This window comes from Marinomonas sp. AWM4_232, assembly GCF_056158325.1.
Genome location: NZ_JBSWTA010000001.1, coordinates 2,734,010 through 2,749,337, shown reverse-complemented (window position 1 = coordinate 2,749,337; position 15,328 = coordinate 2,734,010). Strand labels below are relative to the sequence as shown.

Sequence of the window (15,328 nt, the reverse complement as noted above, 5' to 3'; positions counted from 1 at the left end):
TATAATGCCCCGCTATTTTAAGACTGAATAAGTGACCACCCGGTGCCCATGTTCGAAACGATTCCAACATCGCGTCCTTTGACGCCATTACTCGACACAATTGACAGCCCAGCCGATCTACGCCAATTGTCGAAGAAAGAGCTTCCATTGCTTGTCAGAGAACTACGTGAATACATGCTTTATAGCGTGGGACAGACAGGTGGGCACTTTGGCGCGGGACTAGGTGTTATAGAGTTAACAGTGGCACTTCATTATGTTTTTAATACCCCTGATGACCGCCTAGTATGGGACGTTGGTCATCAAGCCTATCCTCACAAAATCTTAACTGGACGTCGAGATGCCCTACTTAGCATTCGACAAGAAGGCGGCATTTCGGGCTTTCCAAAACGCGAAGAGAGCCACTACGACACCTTTGGAGTTGGCCACTCCAGTACATCGATTGGCGCTGCACTTGGCATGGCACTGGCGTCACGACAGCTCAAGAAGTCACGTAAAGCTGTAGCGATCATTGGTGACGGTGCCATGTCCGCAGGCATGGCTTTTGAGGCATTGAACCACGCTGGTGATGTCAAAGCCGATATGCTGGTCATCCTCAATGACAATGAAATGTCCATTTCCAAGCCAGCCGGCGCCCTTTCCAGCTCTTTAGCGCGTATCTGGGCAAGTAAAACATACGAAAATATTCGAGAAAGCGGCCGCAAGGTGTTCTCTGGTTTACCGACAGCCCTTGAGCTTGCACGCAAAGCAGAAGAGCACATGAAGGGCATGGTTGCTCCGGGTACTATTTTTGAAGAACTTGGTTTTAACTATATTGGCCCAATCGATGGCCACGACATTGAACTGTTAACGCAAACGCTAAGCAATCTGAAAGATCGTAAAGGCCCTCAGTTTCTTCATGTCATCACCAAAAAAGGCAAAGGCTTTGAACCCGCCGAGGGAGACCCAATTGGTTATCATGCCATTAATAAAGTAGAACCTGATGACAAGCCTGCTACCGAACCCACCAAGCCTTCATTGCCCAAGTACAGTAACATTTTTGGTCACTGGGTATGCCATGCCGCAGCGCAAGATCAACGCTTAGTTGCAATTACTCCCGCAATGAAAGAAGGATCAGATTTAATTGCATTTGCAGAGCGATATCCAGATCGATATTTCGATGTAGCCATCGCTGAGCAACATGCTGTGACACTGGCTGCAGGTATGGCTTGCGATGGCTTAAAACCAGTTGTTGCCATTTACTCAACGTTCCTACAGCGAGCTTACGATCAATTAATTCATGACGTAGCACTGCAAAACCTCGACGTTTTATTCGCCATAGACCGAGCAGGCCTAGTCGGTGAAGACGGCCCAACTCATGCCGGTGCATACGATCTAAGCTATCTTCGCTGTGTCCCCAATATGGTTATCATGGCACCAGCTGATGAAGATGAGTGTCGCAAGATGCTGCACACAGGGTATGAGTACTCCGGTCCTGCTGCCGTTCGCTACCCTAGAGGCACAGGTCGAGGCATCACGGTAAACGATAAGCTAGAGAGCATTAAATTAGGACAATCTCGCACGCTACACGAGGGCCACTCTGGTGTCGTTATCTGCGGTTTTGGCCGTCCAACTTATGATGCATTGCTCGCTGCAGAAAAGCTCGATGCAACACTATTGGATATGCGTTTTGTTAAGCCTCTGGATGAAGAAACACTGCTCTCTCATAAGGACGCCAAACTGATTGTGACAATAGAAGAAAACGCTGTCATGGGTGGTGCTGGTTCGGCAGTAAGTGAATTCCTAAATGACAACAATATTCACGTACCTGTTTTGCACTTAGGGCTTCCTGACCGATATGAAGAGCATGCCAGTCATTCAGCAATGCTAAAACGTGTTGGCATTGATGAGCAAGGTATCCTTAATGCTATTGAGAACAAACTCCTGTCACTTTAAGCCCCAGATATAAAAGGCGGTTAGATGACCGCCTTTCCCACATACAGAAACCTCTACAAACTCCTCTGAAAACAGTTATTCGTTCATATTAGCTGCTAAGTTGTAGCATAGGATTGTATAAATTCTCAATCAAAGGCCTATAACCATGAGTACAATTTTGGTAATCGGCGCAAGCGGTCAAATCGGCCAAAAAGTCTGTCATTCGCTACTACAGAAAGGCTATACCGTACGCGCTCTTGTTCGCGACACTAGCTTCTCAGATGAACTCAATCATCCCTCGCTGGAGACTATTGTCATCGATCTGGAAAACGACTTTAGTGAGGCATTCGATGGCGTCAAAAAAGTAGTGTTTGTTGCTGGTTCTGGATCGGAAACAGGTTACGACAAAACACTCTTAATTGACCTGTGGTCAGCTAAAAGAGCCATCGATTACGCGGAAGAAGAGCCATCCGTAGACCACTTTATTTTGCTTAGCACCTATGGTGCTGATGATCCAGAAGAAATAGATGCTGATATTAAACCCTATATTATTGCCAAGCATATTGCTGATGATCCAGAAGAAATAGATGCTGATATTAAACCCTATATTATTGCCAAGCATATTGCTGATGAGTATTTAACTGCGTCCAGCTTACCTTACACAATCCTTCGTCCATGTAAGCTAAATAACGATATACCAAGTGGCACATGCAGTACCCAGCGCCCTGAATCAATAGCTGATGCCAGCATCGCAAGAGCAGATGTTGCTGAAGCTATTTGTTGCTGCGTTGCACGAGAATCATCCAAAGTAAAAGTTCTCGAACTGTTTAATGGAAACACTTCCATCGAAACAATCTTCTCCTGAACGTTGATAGCCGGATAGATTTCTATCCGGCTATCAAGCCAATTCAAATAAACCACCTCCCTTAAAGCTCATAGAAGCCAATCATTGTGAGCCCCCTCTTCCAACTCCTATAGCGAAAGAGTATTGTTTCATTTAATGCACTGTGGAAAAGGAGCTTGGCTTGCAAAGTTTGAGAAGTTTAAACATCGAGAATTTACGACAACCCGTTTGGATTTATGATGTGATGAACTACCAAATCCATTGGGCCAACGATGCTGCAATAAATCTCTGGGAAGCAGACACTCTCGTAGAACTGCAGCAAAGAGATTTGAGGTCAAAAACCTCAGATGCGGTCCAGCAAAAGCTACTTGGCTATCTAAAAGATTGTGGTAAGGGGCAAACCATCGAATGCTGGTGGCGACTTACACCGAATAATATAACCAAGCATGTTTTTCTCAGCTTCAGTAGCATTCAAATAGAAGACGGAAGTATTGCATTACTTGTAATAGGTACACATTCTGAACTCTTAAATCGCTCGTTAGGAGAGATGGGGAAAAGTTTATTATTAGCTCTTTTTTCATTTCAAGGAAAATTGCTGAGCTTTAATCCATCTTTTAAAGATCAGTTTGGTACTAGTATTGACAATTTTAGCTGCTTGCTAACCCCAACAACCGCTATTAAACAACTCCTATCTACTGATCAATCCCATTACGAAAATGACCATTTAATGGTGACACTTGCAGGGGAACGCTGGCATCGTCTTGAACTAGATAGAGAGCAACAATCCGAGCGAGTTATTGTTACTCTAACTGACATTCACGCAAGAAAGCTAACAGAATTAAAGCACGAGCACGCCTCAAGAACAGACTCCCTAACAGGATTATTAAATAGGCGTGGAGTATTAGAGACACTTCAACCACTAAGTGGTCAACATCATACTCTGCTGTACATCGATTTAGATGGCTTCAAACCTGTGAACGACAGCTATGGGCATGCAGTAGGAGATTTAGTTCTCAAAAAAGTTGCTCGTCGTATCCGATCCTGCACTCAGGACGATGCAATTATCGCCCGCCTAGGGGGGGATGAATTTATTCTTATCGTTTCAGATTACAAAACCGATGAGATCAATGCCATTGCGCAGCAAATCGTATCCCAGTTGTCTTCGCCCATTCAAATTGACTCTATACATCGAATACTTATTTCGGCAAGTGTTGGTGTGGTCTCTAACTCATCACGAATCAAGAACCCTGAACACATGATTACTTGCGCAGATGCAGCCATGTATACAGCAAAGAATACTGGACGAAATCGTTATGTGATCTATGAAGCAGGCATGGAAGATCAGCTACTTAGGCGATCCACCATCATTCAAGGGTTGGATGAGGCAATTAACCAGAACCAGCTTACACTGTATTATCAGGCTATATACAAGCATGAATCAGACCATATAGTTGGCGCAGAAGCGCTTCTTCGCTGGCAACACCCTACTCTTGGGTTGATCCCCCCAATTGAGATAATTATCGCGGCAGAACAAACAGGAAAAATATCTATTCTGGAGGATTGGATAATCAAACGAGCTTGTGCCGACCTACCACGCCTAAAAAAACTGTATGGAAATCAATTTACTGTCGGTGTCAATATTTCAGGCGCTCACTTGTCTCAAGCCAACTTTCTCGATGACCTTAATAAAGCACTTAAAGAAATGAATTGCCAGCCACAAGACATTGTTATTGAGTTAACCGAAAGTGTTCTAGTAAGCGCTTTGGAAACAGAACATAATGTACTGCACAATATGTTTCAACAGGGCTTTTCTATTGCAATCGATGATTTTGGAACCGGCTATTCCTCACTTGCCTATTTAGATCAAATCCCCGCCCACTTTGTCAAAATCGACAAAGCGTTCCTGAAAGACATAGCTAAATCGACACTAACTCTTAAGTGTATTAAAGAGCTATGTGAAGGTCTAAATTTAAACTGCTTAATAGAAGGTGTTGAAACGCTACAACAGAAAAAAATGCTAGATGAAATCGGCATCCACTACCGGCAAGGTTTTTATTACGCTATCCCAGCACCTATAGAAGCACTAGAAACAAAAAGAAATTTGTGCGACTAGCTAATCTTATTGCAATATAGCTAGCCGCCTTGATTTTAGCGTTTCATTGTTCCGTTCTGCTCTAAGCCAACATGCCAGCTAAATGCTTCTTCCATTAAGTGCGGTGTATGACCACCTCGTACACAGGCTCGCTCAAAGTAATCCATCAACTGATAACGATAGTCAGGGTGTGCACAATTCTGAATAACACGCACAGCACGTTCTCGAGGTGCAAGGCCGCGTAAATCCGCTAACCCTTGATCAGTCACTAGAATATCAACATCGTGCTCCGTGTGATCTACATGGCTCACCATTGGCACAACACTAGAGATAGCACCGTCTTTGGCAATCGACTTTGTCACAAAGATAGACATATTGGCATTACGGGCAAAGTCACCTGAACCACCAATGCCATTCATCATTTTAGTGCCGCAGACGTGGGTTGAATTGACATTGCCATATAGGTCAAATTCCAACGCGGTGTTAACAGCAATAATACCTAAACGACGTACAAGCTCTGGATGGTTAGACATCTCTTGTGGGCGTAGTACTAATTTATCTTTGTACGCCTCAATATTATCAAATACCTTTGAGTTCATGCGCTCAGACAAGATGACTGAACAACCTGACGCAAATTTCATTTTACCCGCGTCGATCAGATCAAAAGTCGAATCCTGTAGCACTTCTGAGTACATTGTCAGATCTTCAAAGTCTGAATCTAACAAGCCCATCATCACCGCATTGGCAATATTACCGATCCCCGCTTGCAGTGGGCCAAGGTTATTTGGCAAACGACCTTCGGCAACTTCTTCTTTTAAAAAGCTGACTAAGTGACGAGCGATAGACGCCGTTTCAGAATCAGGATCCGAAACGGTTGAATAAGAATCCGGTGTACTAGTGAAGACAATCCCTGCAATCTTTTCAGGAGGAATAGGAATCGCGGTAGTGCCAATGCGATCATCCACTTTAACAAGTGGTAATGGTGTACGCGTTGGACGATAGGTCGGTATATAAATATCGTGCAGACCTTCCAGCTTTTCACTGTGTAGAGCGTTAATTTCTACAATTACTTTGTCAGCAAAGACGGCAAAGCTAGCCGAGTTACCGACAGAAGTCGTTGGCACAATATGGCCCTCTTCCGTAATGGCAACCGCCTCAATAATCGCCACATCAGGCCGTGTTAATTGATGGCTGCGTAATTGCTCTACCATTTCAGAAAGGTGCTGATCAATAAACATGACCTCACCAGTATTAATGGCTTTTCGCAAGGTTGTATCCACTTGAAAAGGCATACGGCGGGCAAGGCTACCAGACTCCGTTAAAATCTTATCTAAATCATTACCAAGCGAAGCGCCGGTCATTAGGTTGATTTTAATCGGGTGTTGTTTACAACGTTCCGCTAGCGCCTTCGGTACGGCTTTGGCTTCTCCTGCCCGAGTAAAGCCACTCATACCAACGGTCATGCCATCTTTAATAAACGTACAAGCCTGCTCAGCAGACATGACTTTCTCGTGCAAACCACTGTTTCTTATTCTCTCTAAACTCATCTTAGAACCTTTATTTTAATTTTATCTGGCAAACGTCAGCTAAACTTTTTCAGAGCAGTCGCTCATGTGAGCGCGCACGAAAGTGCTGCACAGGATAAAAGATACTGACGCCAAAGATTAAAGTGCGCACAGTATAAAAATTACTAAGGGAAGCGTAATCTGGACCAAAGTATTAGATGAATTATGTGAGCTTTATGAGCTTAAAATAAGCTCTCAGAAAGAGTAAATACAATGCATTTGAGTGTTTTTAATAATAGCCAAAAGGTACAACTATAAATTGAAAATCTACTCTAATGATATTCTTACAAAGATTGGAAACTTAATGTGATTACTAAGAGAAAATAATCACACTGTGCACGCTAGAAAGATGGGAGTCTACGCAATAAAATCGATAAAAAAGGGGCAACCGCCCCTTTCTAGGTAGTGAACTTAATAATTAAACCGACAAAGCTTCAATCAATGCCTGCATTTCTACGTCGATGCCTATCGTAATACGTAGGTATTCACCAATGCGTGGCTTCTTACCAAAGTAACGAACTAAGATGCCCCGTTCTTTTAAGCTCAAGTACAAATTCTCAGCGTCTTTCTCAGGGTGCGTAACAAAGACAAAGTTCGTCGCCGATGGCAACACCTCAAAACCAAGCTTTTCAAGCTCTGTAACGGTCCACTCGCGTGTAGCGATGGTTTTGTCACAGATCTCTTGCAAGTATTCCGCATCCTCTACCGCCGCCGTTGCACCTGCTAGCGCAATGCGGTCAATTGGGTATGAGTTGAACGAGTTCTTCAAGCGCTCAAGTCCATCAATCAACTCAGACTGTGCAATGGCGTAGCCCACACGAATACCCGCTAGTGCACGAGATTTCGAAAAGGTTTGAACGACCATTAGGTTCGGATATTGATTCACCAATGACACAGCGCTTTGCGCACCGAAATCAACATAAGCTTCATCCACTAATACAACCACATCTGGATTCGCTTTTAACACTTTCTCAATATCCGAAAGAGGCAGAGCTTTACCCGTTGGCGCGTTGGGATTAGTTATCACAACACCTGAGACATCCAGATCTTCGTAATCCGTAGGATCAATATCAAAGCTTTCCGTTAACGGAATAATCTTAGGCTCAATACCGTATAAATTTGCGTATACCTTGTAGAAGCTGTAAGTGATGTCAGCAAACGCTAAAGGCTTGCCACCCGCGAAGTAGCCCATAAACGCAAGCGCTAGCACTTCGTCTGAACCATTGCCGACAAATACTTGGCTGGCTTCAACACCATAACTTTTCGCCAACGCATTTTTCAACGTTTGGCAGTTTGGGTCTGGGTACAAGCGTAGCTTCTCGCTCACTTGCTCATGCATCGCCTCAAGGGCTTTAGGAGATGGGCTGTAAGGGCTTTCGTTTGTGTTTAACTTAATGTATTGCTTATCTTGTGGCTGTTCCCCTGGCACATACGGGTCAAGAGAAGCGATTTTGTCAGTCCAAAAACGGCTCATATTACTCTCTCTGTTTTAAATCAAATCAAATAAGGCCTCATAAAGAGGCCTTATAATTCATCAAACGTGTAATACGCGATAATGCCCCAATTAGTCTTGTGGACGCATATGAGGGAATAGTAGTACATCACGGATCGATGGAGAGTCCGTGAACAGCATAACTAGACGGTCGATACCGATACCTTGACCTGCAGTAGGTGGAAGGCCGTATTCTAGAGCGTTGATGTAATCCGCATCGTAGTGCATCGCTTCGTCATCACCTGCGTCTTTCTCTTCAACCTGACGACGGAAACGTGCCGCTTGGTCTTCCGCATCGTTAAGCTCCGAGAAGCCGTTAGCAATCTCACGACCACCAACGAAGAACTCAAAACGATCAGTAATGAACTCGTTGTCATCGTTACGACGTGCTAGTGGTGATACCTCTGCTGGGTATTCAGTGATGAACGTTGGTTGAATCAACTTGCTTTCCGCTGTTTCTTCAAAAATCTCAGTCCAAAGTTTACCTAGACCCCAAATTGGCTGAACGTCGATGTGAAGTTTCTTAGCAACAGCCGTTGCTTTCTCAACCGTATCTAGATCTTCAGCCGTTAGCTCAGGGTTGTAGTGCAAGATTGCTTCAAGCATTGTCATACGAATGAACGGCGCACCGAAGTCAAACTCTTCACCTTGGTAAGGGACTTTTGTGGTACCCAACACTTGCTCAGACACAGTGCGAAGCATCTCTTCGGTAAGATCCATAAGGTCTTTGTAATCAGCGTACGCTTGGTAGAATTCAATCATAGTGAATTCTGGGTTGTGACGCGTCGATACACCTTCGTTACGGAAGTTACGGTTGATCTCGAAAACTCGCTCAAAACCACCCACTACTAGACGTTTCAAGTAAAGTTCAGGTGCGATACGTAGGAACATGTCCATATCCATCGCATTGTGATGCGTTACGAAAGGGCGCGCTGATGCACCACCAGGGATGGTTTGCAGCATTGGCGTTTCCACTTCCATAAAACGACGATCTTCAAGGAAGCGACGAATGGTAGAAATCACTTTTGAGCGAATTTCGAATGTCTTACGTGATTCTTGGTTTACGATGAGATCAACGTAACGCTGACGGTAACGCATTTCCATGTCAGCCAAGCCGTGGTGCTTATCAGGCAGCGGGCGAAGAGACTTCGTTAGCAGCTCAACTGACTGCATATCCACGTAAAGATCGCCTTTACCAGACTTATGCACTGGGCCAGTCACACCAATGATGTCACCTAGGTCCCAAGTTTTGATGTCTTTCAGCAATTCAGGATCAAGCGCTTTACGGTTTACGTAAGCCTGAATTTGACCCGACATGTCTTGTAGCAACATGAACGCACCACGGTTACGTACGATACGACCAGCAATGCTAACAACATGGTTTTTCTCTTCTAGCTCAGCTTTTTCAAGCTCGCCAAATTGCTCTTGTAGATCCGCTGCGTAAGCGTCACGGCGGAACGTATTAGGAAACGCAACACCTTGCTCACGAATGGCATCCAACTTAGCGCGGCGCTCTGCAACTAAACGGTTATCGTCAGAATTTACGCTGGTCTCGTTTTGAGTTTCGTTAGACATGATTTTGTAAGTTACTCTTGTCAAAAGGTTTTAGTGCATTAAAGGCCTTGTTTAAGGCTCGCCACAATAAATTGGTCTAGGTTGCCATCAAGCACCGCGCCCGTGTTGGAACTTTCCACACCCGTACGCAAGTCCTTAATACGAGAAGCATCCAATACATAAGAACGGATTTGGCTTCCCCAACCGATATCAGACTTAGTGTCTTCTAAAGCCTGAGCCGCTTCCGTACGCTTCTGCATTTCCATTTCGTATAACTTGGCACGTAACTGTTTCATGGCAAAGTCACGGTTCGCGTGTTGTGAACGCTGGCTTTGACACTGAACCACGATACCAGAAGGTACGTGGGTAATACGTACCGCGGAATCGGTGGTGTTTACGTGCTGACCACCGGCACCGGATGAACGGTATGTATCCGTGCGAAGGTCTGCTGGATTGATATCGATTTCAACGTTGTCATCGATTTCAGGAGAAACAAATACTGACGCAAATGACGTATGACGACGGTTACCCGAATCAAATGGAGATTTACGAACAAGACGGTGAACGCCTGTTTCTGTGCGCAACCAACCGAAAGCGTATTCACCTTCAAAGCGTACTGTCGCAGATTTAATACCCGCCACATCACCCGCTGACACTTCGACTAGCTCAACTTTAAAGCCCTTGTCTTCACCCCAGCGAAGGTACATACGCAATAGGATATTGGCCCAGTCTTGGGCTTCTGTACCACCTGAACCAGATTGGATATCCAAGAAAGCACAATTAGGGTCCATTTCACCCGAGAACATGCGACGAAACTCAAGTTCGCCAAGTTGCTTTTCAAGCTCATCAAGCTCTAACTGAACGGCTTCTACAGAATCTTCATCGTTCTCTTCTACCGCCATATCCAACAGAACCTGAGCGTCTTCAACGCCTGATTCCATGCTATCAATGGTCGCTACAACCGCTTCTAGAGAAGAACGTTCACGACCTAATTTCTGAGCATAGTCAGGGTCGTTCCAAACGTTTGGATCTTCTAGTTCACGGTTAACTTCTTCTAGCCTTTCACTCTTTGACTCGTAGTCAAAGATACCCCCGAAGCACTTGGGTACGTTCGGAAAGGTCTTTTATCTTCGAAATGATCGGATTAATTTCCATTTTTACGTCAATTTGCTATAAATTTATGTGGATTTAACGAATCGCCAATTGTAACGAATTTACCTGCGGCATAAAATGTTATTCGTTGCGAAAATAATGGAAATTCACCTTACATAACGCTTATCTAGCTGTCGGAGATACTATGGAAAAGCCAACTGTTGCTGTCGACATTCTGGGCAAGTCTTTCAATATCAACTGCCCGAAAGGTCATGAGGCAGAATTAAAAGAAGCCGCAGAATATCTCAATAATCAAATGCGCGAACTTCGTGCAAGCGGTAAAGCGGTCGGACTTGAAAAAATTGCCATTATTACCGCTTTAAACATTACCCATGATTTGCTATCGAGCCGTCGCTACGCACGTTCAAATGAACAGCAGCTACGAGAGCTAACCTCTCAGCTGGACTCAGCTCTGGGGCAGCAAAGCAAAGTTGGATAGTCATTGTTTAGATAGACTTCGCGGCGTTTAGCAAGAGTTTTAGTCACGAAAATTCTTCAAGTAGCCCGATACCCCCCAAGATTTCTAGGGTGATTTTTCTCATCTTCTCCCCTATACTGGCGGTGTTTCCTGGGTTGTTCGAAGCGGCTTAACGCCCTTGAGCCTATGAGCAAATACCCGGAAAGATGCTGCAAGTTTGGTGTGCATGTCCGTGCGACGGAAAGCCTAAAGAACTTCAGCTATTTCCACCTTGAACCACTGGGTTCAAGGCCAATAGCCGAAACGGCAACTTGGGAAACACTTTTTTATGTCTTTAGATCGTCAAAGCTTGCGCCAGTCATTGCGCGCAAAACGCAAACAACTCTCCGACACAGAACAACAGGCCGCAGCAACCAAACTGCTAAAGCTTTTTCAATCTGCTCTCGCTTCATCACTTTCATCTGAATCCAATCTTGCCCTTTACCTTACCAATGATGGTGAAATTTCGCCTGAAGCCATCTGTGAATGGTGTTGGCAAAACAGTGTCAATGTTTACCTCCCTGTCTTAGACGGCAAAGCACTTGTCTTTGCTCGCTATACACAAGACTGTGAATGGCAAAAAAACAGCTTCAACATCTTAGAACCTGTTGACCCTGCACCGTTAAAAGGCGCTGATATGGACATGGTACTGATGCCGTTAGTTGGCTTTGATGACCAAGGCGGACGCCTAGGTATGGGCGGTGGTTTTTACGATCGTACGTTTGAGAACAAGACTGAACGAACACACTTAATTGGCTTAGCACACGATTGCCAAGAAGTTGACAGTTTACCTATTGAGTCATGGGACGTGCCTCTAAGCGGCATGTTGACACCAAGTCGCTATATTAAGTGTGAGTAAGTTCACACATCCGCTTCTAGGGCTGATTTATTCAGCCCTAGAAGCGATATCAACACTGAGCCTCCTCAGTACAGAAGACATCTTAGATACAGCGTACTCGTAACCCGAGTCATCCAAGGGCTCCCTTAAAACAAAACGCTGTTTAGACAATCGACCACTTCGTGACTCTTCTAACGTATAACTCCCCGCTAAAATAACAGCGTCCTGGTCGATGATATGAAAATAGTCTATTTGCAAATCCAGTTGGTAGGATTTTTCTGCCTCAACAGCTCTGGGCAAGTCATTTTCTAAAACCTTTGTAATACCCACTTGAAGCGGCTCTGCCCATAAATTGTTCGATGAGAAGAAGAGCTCATGATTAGATACCTGTAAAACAATATTCGAACTTTTCAAATAATCCGATAACACGACAGAGCGAATGTTAATAAGTGCATGACTCTGCTCAGCCTCAATCGGCATTACATAGGTAGGTGTTCCGTTTAAGACATAATATTTAGGTGGTTGCAATGTTGAGGAAGAGCAACCCACCATCAAACCCAAACAAATCAGTAACAACACTCTCATCGGTTAGCTCCACGAGGCTCTATATCTGGGGTGACTTGGCTTTTAAAGATCAGGCTATTAGGTGATGTATTCATTTTTTGTAGCAATGGCGTCAACTCTCGCATCGTATTCTGAATCTCAATCATAGTCTGACTAATAGAGGAAACACCGCTATCTTCTGTTGCAAATCTATCGAGTAATAGATTTAAATTGCCAAGCGTTTCATTCATCTGAACCATATCAAACTCGGTTAACTTGGAGCTAATAGAAGCGCTTGCTTGGTTGAAAGCATTCGCACTTTTCGACAAATCCTGCAGCAAATACCTCAAGTCTTGTGCCACACCTTGTAGAGGTAAATCATTGATCTTATCTAATGTAGTACTAAGCTGATCCGTAAATTGAACAATTTCATCAGGCATACTCGGAATCACAGGGTAGCCAGCAATGTGCTGGACACTCGAATTATTGTCTTTTGGATCATGCCTTAGATCAACGAAGACCGCCCCCGTTAAAAGACTCCCGGTCTTAAGAGAGGCTTTTAGACCATTTTTTAACCAGAGCTCGAATTGCTGATTGATAAAATCACGCCCCGATTTATCGTCACTCAAATTCGCCCGTCCTGGCTGGACAGATATAAGCACTGGAATTTTATAAGAAGCTTCGTCCACCTCAAGCTTATGCTCTGCCAAACGAACATTGATATTTTCCACCTGACCAATCTGAAGACCACGATATTCAACTGGGGCACCAACCTTCAAGCCACGAACCGAACTCTCAATCAGTAAGAGAAAATACACTTTCTCAGTGTAGCGATGGGACATAGCACTTTTAAAAGAGGGATATATCTGGAACACTTTGTTGCGATTAAATGGGTGAGTAGCAGGCATGCCTTCTGGGTCATCAAAGGTGATCCCCCCAACAATAAGAGACTCTAGATTCGGTGTCGTTACCCCTACCCCATCAGCCCCCAACTCCAGCTCAATACCACTAGAATTCCAAAAACGTGTATTGGTCGTGATTAATTTATCAAAAGGCGCTTCAATAAAGGCACTGTAACGAGCCACACGCTTTTCTAAATCATAATTTACCGTTTCAATACGTCCTACAGCCAAGCCTCGGTAAATAACTTGATCCCCAACTTGTGCTGTAAAAGATTTTTCACTGTTTAAAAATAAACGAATACCAGGAGTCCCAATAGGCGTTACAGGGGGCGCATTCAGTGCAACAAAATACCGGGTTGTCTGCTCACTAATACCTGGAGCCATATCTATATATGAACCAGATAACAATGTTTGTAGCCCAGAGACTCCAGCGAGTGAAACACGAGGAGACACCACCCAAAAGCGGCTATCCGAGCGCAAATACTTCTCCGCTTCTTTATCCAAAACAGCCGTTACTAATACTCCTGTCGAATCGTCATTCAACTCAATTTTATCAACATGCCCAATAACTACATCACGGATCCTTATCTGAGTTTTGCCAGCTTCTAAACCAGATGCTGTTTCAAACTCAATCTCAATATTGACCCCTCGGCTATTGATTTCCTGAAGCACAAACCATGCACCAACCATTAAGGTAATTAATGGAATAAGCCATATTTTAGAAATACCGCTATTAGATTTGATAACTGCCGGAGCAACAGCTTGTTTTTGTGATTCTCTTGAAGACTCGCTCATGCTATTGCTCACTTTCCCATAACATTCGACTATCGAAAGACATCGCCGCCAACATGGTTAATATCACCACCGCACAGAAAGCGATAATCGCCGCACCTGGAAAAATACTCATCGTACTCCCAAGCTGAACCAAACCTGCCAAAACAGCTACGACAAACACATCAATCATAGACCAGCGCCCCATCATTTCAGTCATTCGATATAGAAAATACCGATGTCTTATTCCTGCTCGGCTATTACTTTGTACCGAAAAATTTAAATAGCCTATCGCCAGCATTTTGAACATTGGCACCAATATGCTGGCGATAAATATAACCGATGCAATCAAATATGAACCATGCTGCCAAAGCGTCACGACACCACCCACAATCGTTGAAGGGGTATCAGCCCCCAGAAACCGTGTAGTCATGATTGGCAAAATATTCGCAGGTATATATAACAAAACCGCGGTGACTAGTAGCGCCCAAGTCCACTGCGTCCGTTTACGCTGCTTTTCTAAGCCAGTCGCCTTACTGCTTTTCTTCACTATCAATAACTCTAATTGAAACCTGTCTAAGTACATGAGAGCGAGAACATAAAGCACCATAAAACCCGTATAGAAATAGAAGCCCGGACCGAATGTCACATCAGCCATATCCGTTATTTTAACCATGCTTACTAGCACACCCACCATAAATACTTCAGGCATGCACCAAATAATGAAATTAAAGCAGATATCAATTTGGTTTTTTGTCGCGTGGCGACCAATCCCCAGCTTGATGGAAACCATCCAAAGACAAAGCAACAACAGAACGGCTGCAGGTAATAAGATACAGACAAACAGTACAATACTCGCTAAAGCAATATGGTTTTGCTGCACTAGCGTTTCAATTTCTGTTGTTAAACTAATCGAGGCATGTAATCCGTTGGTAGAAAAAGAGAGAAAACTGAAAAACAATGATAAAGCCAGAAGAGCCAAACTAGACAGGCTAAGGGCCAAAACCTTATCAACCCAGTTATGTTTCAAAGTTGTTAACTTGTGACCACAGCGTGAGCAAAAAGCTGTTTGGTTTGGCTCAAGCGCCAGCAAGAAAGACTCTAGGCCACAGACTTTGCAAGCGATAACTCGGCTTTCTTTACTACCTTGCGAAATTATCGAAGTACTACCCATACAAACTATGCCGCCCTTACCACCTAAAAAACG

At 44.1% G+C, this 15,328-nt stretch carries 12 protein-coding genes and 1 other RNA gene; 6 read left to right on the top strand and 7 right to left on the bottom strand.

The genetic code is table 11. The features are described from left to right. Positions 1 to 48: 48 nt before the first annotated feature. The 3 genes from dxs (at position 49) to ACXAC1_RS13075 (ending at position 4,868) form a co-directional block, all read left to right on the top strand. Positions 49 to 1,932, top strand: a complete 1,884-nt coding sequence (gene dxs / locus ACXAC1_RS13085) for a 1-deoxy-D-xylulose-5-phosphate synthase (protein ID WP_475061946.1) — start codon at positions 49 to 51, stop codon at positions 1,930 to 1,932. A 145-nt stretch (positions 1,933 to 2,077) separates the two neighbouring features. Beyond that, on the top strand, positions 2,078 to 2,776 hold the full coding sequence (locus ACXAC1_RS13080) for an SDR family oxidoreductase (protein WP_475061944.1): 699 nt from the start codon (positions 2,078 to 2,080) through the stop codon (positions 2,774 to 2,776). A gap of 160 nt (positions 2,777 to 2,936) precedes the next feature. After that, the gene (locus tag ACXAC1_RS13075) at positions 2,937 to 4,868 is read left to right on the top strand and encodes a sensor domain-containing protein (RefSeq protein ID WP_475061942.1); all 1,932 of its coding nucleotides are present in this window, start codon (positions 2,937 to 2,939) and stop codon (positions 4,866 to 4,868) included. A 35-nt stretch (positions 4,869 to 4,903) separates the two neighbouring features. Here the strand turns inward: ACXAC1_RS13075 and ACXAC1_RS13070 are convergent, their stop codons facing one another. From ACXAC1_RS13070 to prfB, 4 genes are all read right to left on the bottom strand, one after another. After that, the gene (locus ACXAC1_RS13070) at positions 4,904 to 6,394 is read right to left on the bottom strand and encodes an acetyl-CoA hydrolase/transferase family protein (protein ID WP_475061940.1); all 1,491 of its coding nucleotides are present in this window, start codon (positions 6,392 to 6,394) and stop codon (positions 4,904 to 4,906) included. Between the two features lie 436 nt (positions 6,395 to 6,830). Beyond that, entirely contained in the window at positions 6,831 to 7,886 is a 1,056-nt protein-coding gene (gene hisC, locus ACXAC1_RS13065; RefSeq protein WP_475061938.1) for a histidinol-phosphate transaminase, read from the bottom strand. Between the two features lie 90 nt (positions 7,887 to 7,976). Then, the gene (lysS, locus tag ACXAC1_RS13060; protein WP_475061936.1) at positions 7,977 to 9,479 is read right to left on the bottom strand and encodes a lysine--tRNA ligase; all 1,503 of its coding nucleotides are present in this window, start codon (positions 9,477 to 9,479) and stop codon (positions 7,977 to 7,979) included. A gap of 38 nt (positions 9,480 to 9,517) precedes the next feature. Continuing rightward, a protein-coding gene (gene prfB, locus ACXAC1_RS13055) for a peptide chain release factor 2 (protein ID WP_475061934.1) occupies positions 9,518 to 10,613 on the bottom strand; the annotation gives its coding sequence in 2 pieces (ribosomal slippage) (positions 9,518 to 10,540 and positions 10,542 to 10,613; 1,095 coding nt in all). Positions 10,614 to 10,755: 142 nt separating this feature from the next. Between prfB and ACXAC1_RS13050 the strand changes: the two genes are divergently transcribed. The 3 genes from ACXAC1_RS13050 (at position 10,756) to ACXAC1_RS13040 (ending at position 11,926) form a co-directional block, all read left to right on the top strand. Beyond that, on the top strand, positions 10,756 to 11,049 hold the full coding sequence (locus ACXAC1_RS13050) for a cell division protein ZapA (protein ID WP_133563067.1): 294 nt from the start codon (positions 10,756 to 10,758) through the stop codon (positions 11,047 to 11,049). A gap of 123 nt (positions 11,050 to 11,172) precedes the next feature. Beyond that, positions 11,173 to 11,350: non-coding RNA, 6S RNA (gene ssrS / locus ACXAC1_RS13045), on the top strand. Between the two features lie 6 nt (positions 11,351 to 11,356). Next, positions 11,357 to 11,926: a 5-formyltetrahydrofolate cyclo-ligase gene (locus ACXAC1_RS13040; RefSeq protein WP_475061932.1), complete on the top strand. Its 570-nt coding sequence runs from the start codon at positions 11,357 to 11,359 to the stop codon at positions 11,924 to 11,926. A 27-nt stretch (positions 11,927 to 11,953) separates the two neighbouring features. Here the strand turns inward: ACXAC1_RS13040 and ACXAC1_RS13035 are convergent, their stop codons facing one another. Genes ACXAC1_RS13035 through ACXAC1_RS13025 form a run of 3 tightly spaced genes read right to left on the bottom strand, consistent with a single transcriptional unit; the run spans position 11,954 to position 15,295 of the window. Further along, positions 11,954 to 12,490, bottom strand: coding sequence for a PqiC family protein (locus ACXAC1_RS13035; protein WP_475061930.1), 537 nt, complete (start codon positions 12,488 to 12,490; stop codon positions 11,954 to 11,956). Further along, positions 12,487 to 14,145, bottom strand: a complete 1,659-nt coding sequence (pqiB, locus tag ACXAC1_RS13030) for an intermembrane transport protein PqiB (protein ID WP_475061929.1) — start codon at positions 14,143 to 14,145, stop codon at positions 12,487 to 12,489. Before pqiB ends, ACXAC1_RS13035 begins: the two co-directional genes overlap by 4 nt. A gap of 1 nt (position 14,146) precedes the next feature. Beyond that, positions 14,147 to 15,295 (bottom strand): paraquat-inducible protein A, encoded by a 1,149-nt coding sequence (locus ACXAC1_RS13025; protein ID WP_475061928.1) that lies wholly within the window; start codon positions 15,293 to 15,295, stop codon positions 14,147 to 14,149. Positions 15,296 to 15,328 lie beyond the last annotated feature (33 nt).

Excerpts from the sequence above, each read along its gene's own strand:
- ACXAC1_RS13040 (WP_475061932.1), top strand. The coding sequence starts at position 11,357 with ATGTCTTTAGATCGTCAAAGCTTGCGCCAGTCATTGCGCGCAAAACGC.
- ACXAC1_RS13025 (WP_475061928.1), bottom strand. The coding sequence starts at position 15,295 with ATGGGTAGTACTTCGATAATTTCGCAAGGTAGTAAAGAAAGCCGAGTT.
- pqiB (WP_475061929.1), bottom strand. The coding sequence starts at position 14,145 with ATGAGCGAGTCTTCAAGAGAATCACAAAAACAAGCTGTTGCTCCGGCA.
- hisC (WP_475061938.1), bottom strand. The coding sequence starts at position 7,886 with ATGAGCCGTTTTTGGACTGACAAAATCGCTTCTCTTGACCCGTATGTG.
- ACXAC1_RS13070 (WP_475061940.1), bottom strand. The coding sequence starts at position 6,394 with ATGAGTTTAGAGAGAATAAGAAACAGTGGTTTGCACGAGAAAGTCATG.
- ACXAC1_RS13035 (WP_475061930.1), bottom strand. The coding sequence starts at position 12,490 with ATGAGAGTGTTGTTACTGATTTGTTTGGGTTTGATGGTGGGTTGCTCT.
- ACXAC1_RS13080 (WP_475061944.1), top strand. The coding sequence starts at position 2,078 with ATGAGTACAATTTTGGTAATCGGCGCAAGCGGTCAAATCGGCCAAAAA.
- ACXAC1_RS13050 (WP_133563067.1), top strand. The coding sequence starts at position 10,756 with ATGGAAAAGCCAACTGTTGCTGTCGACATTCTGGGCAAGTCTTTCAAT.
- lysS (WP_475061936.1), bottom strand. The coding sequence starts at position 9,479 with ATGTCTAACGAAACTCAAAACGAGACCAGCGTAAATTCTGACGATAAC.
- dxs (WP_475061946.1), top strand. The coding sequence starts at position 49 with ATGTTCGAAACGATTCCAACATCGCGTCCTTTGACGCCATTACTCGAC.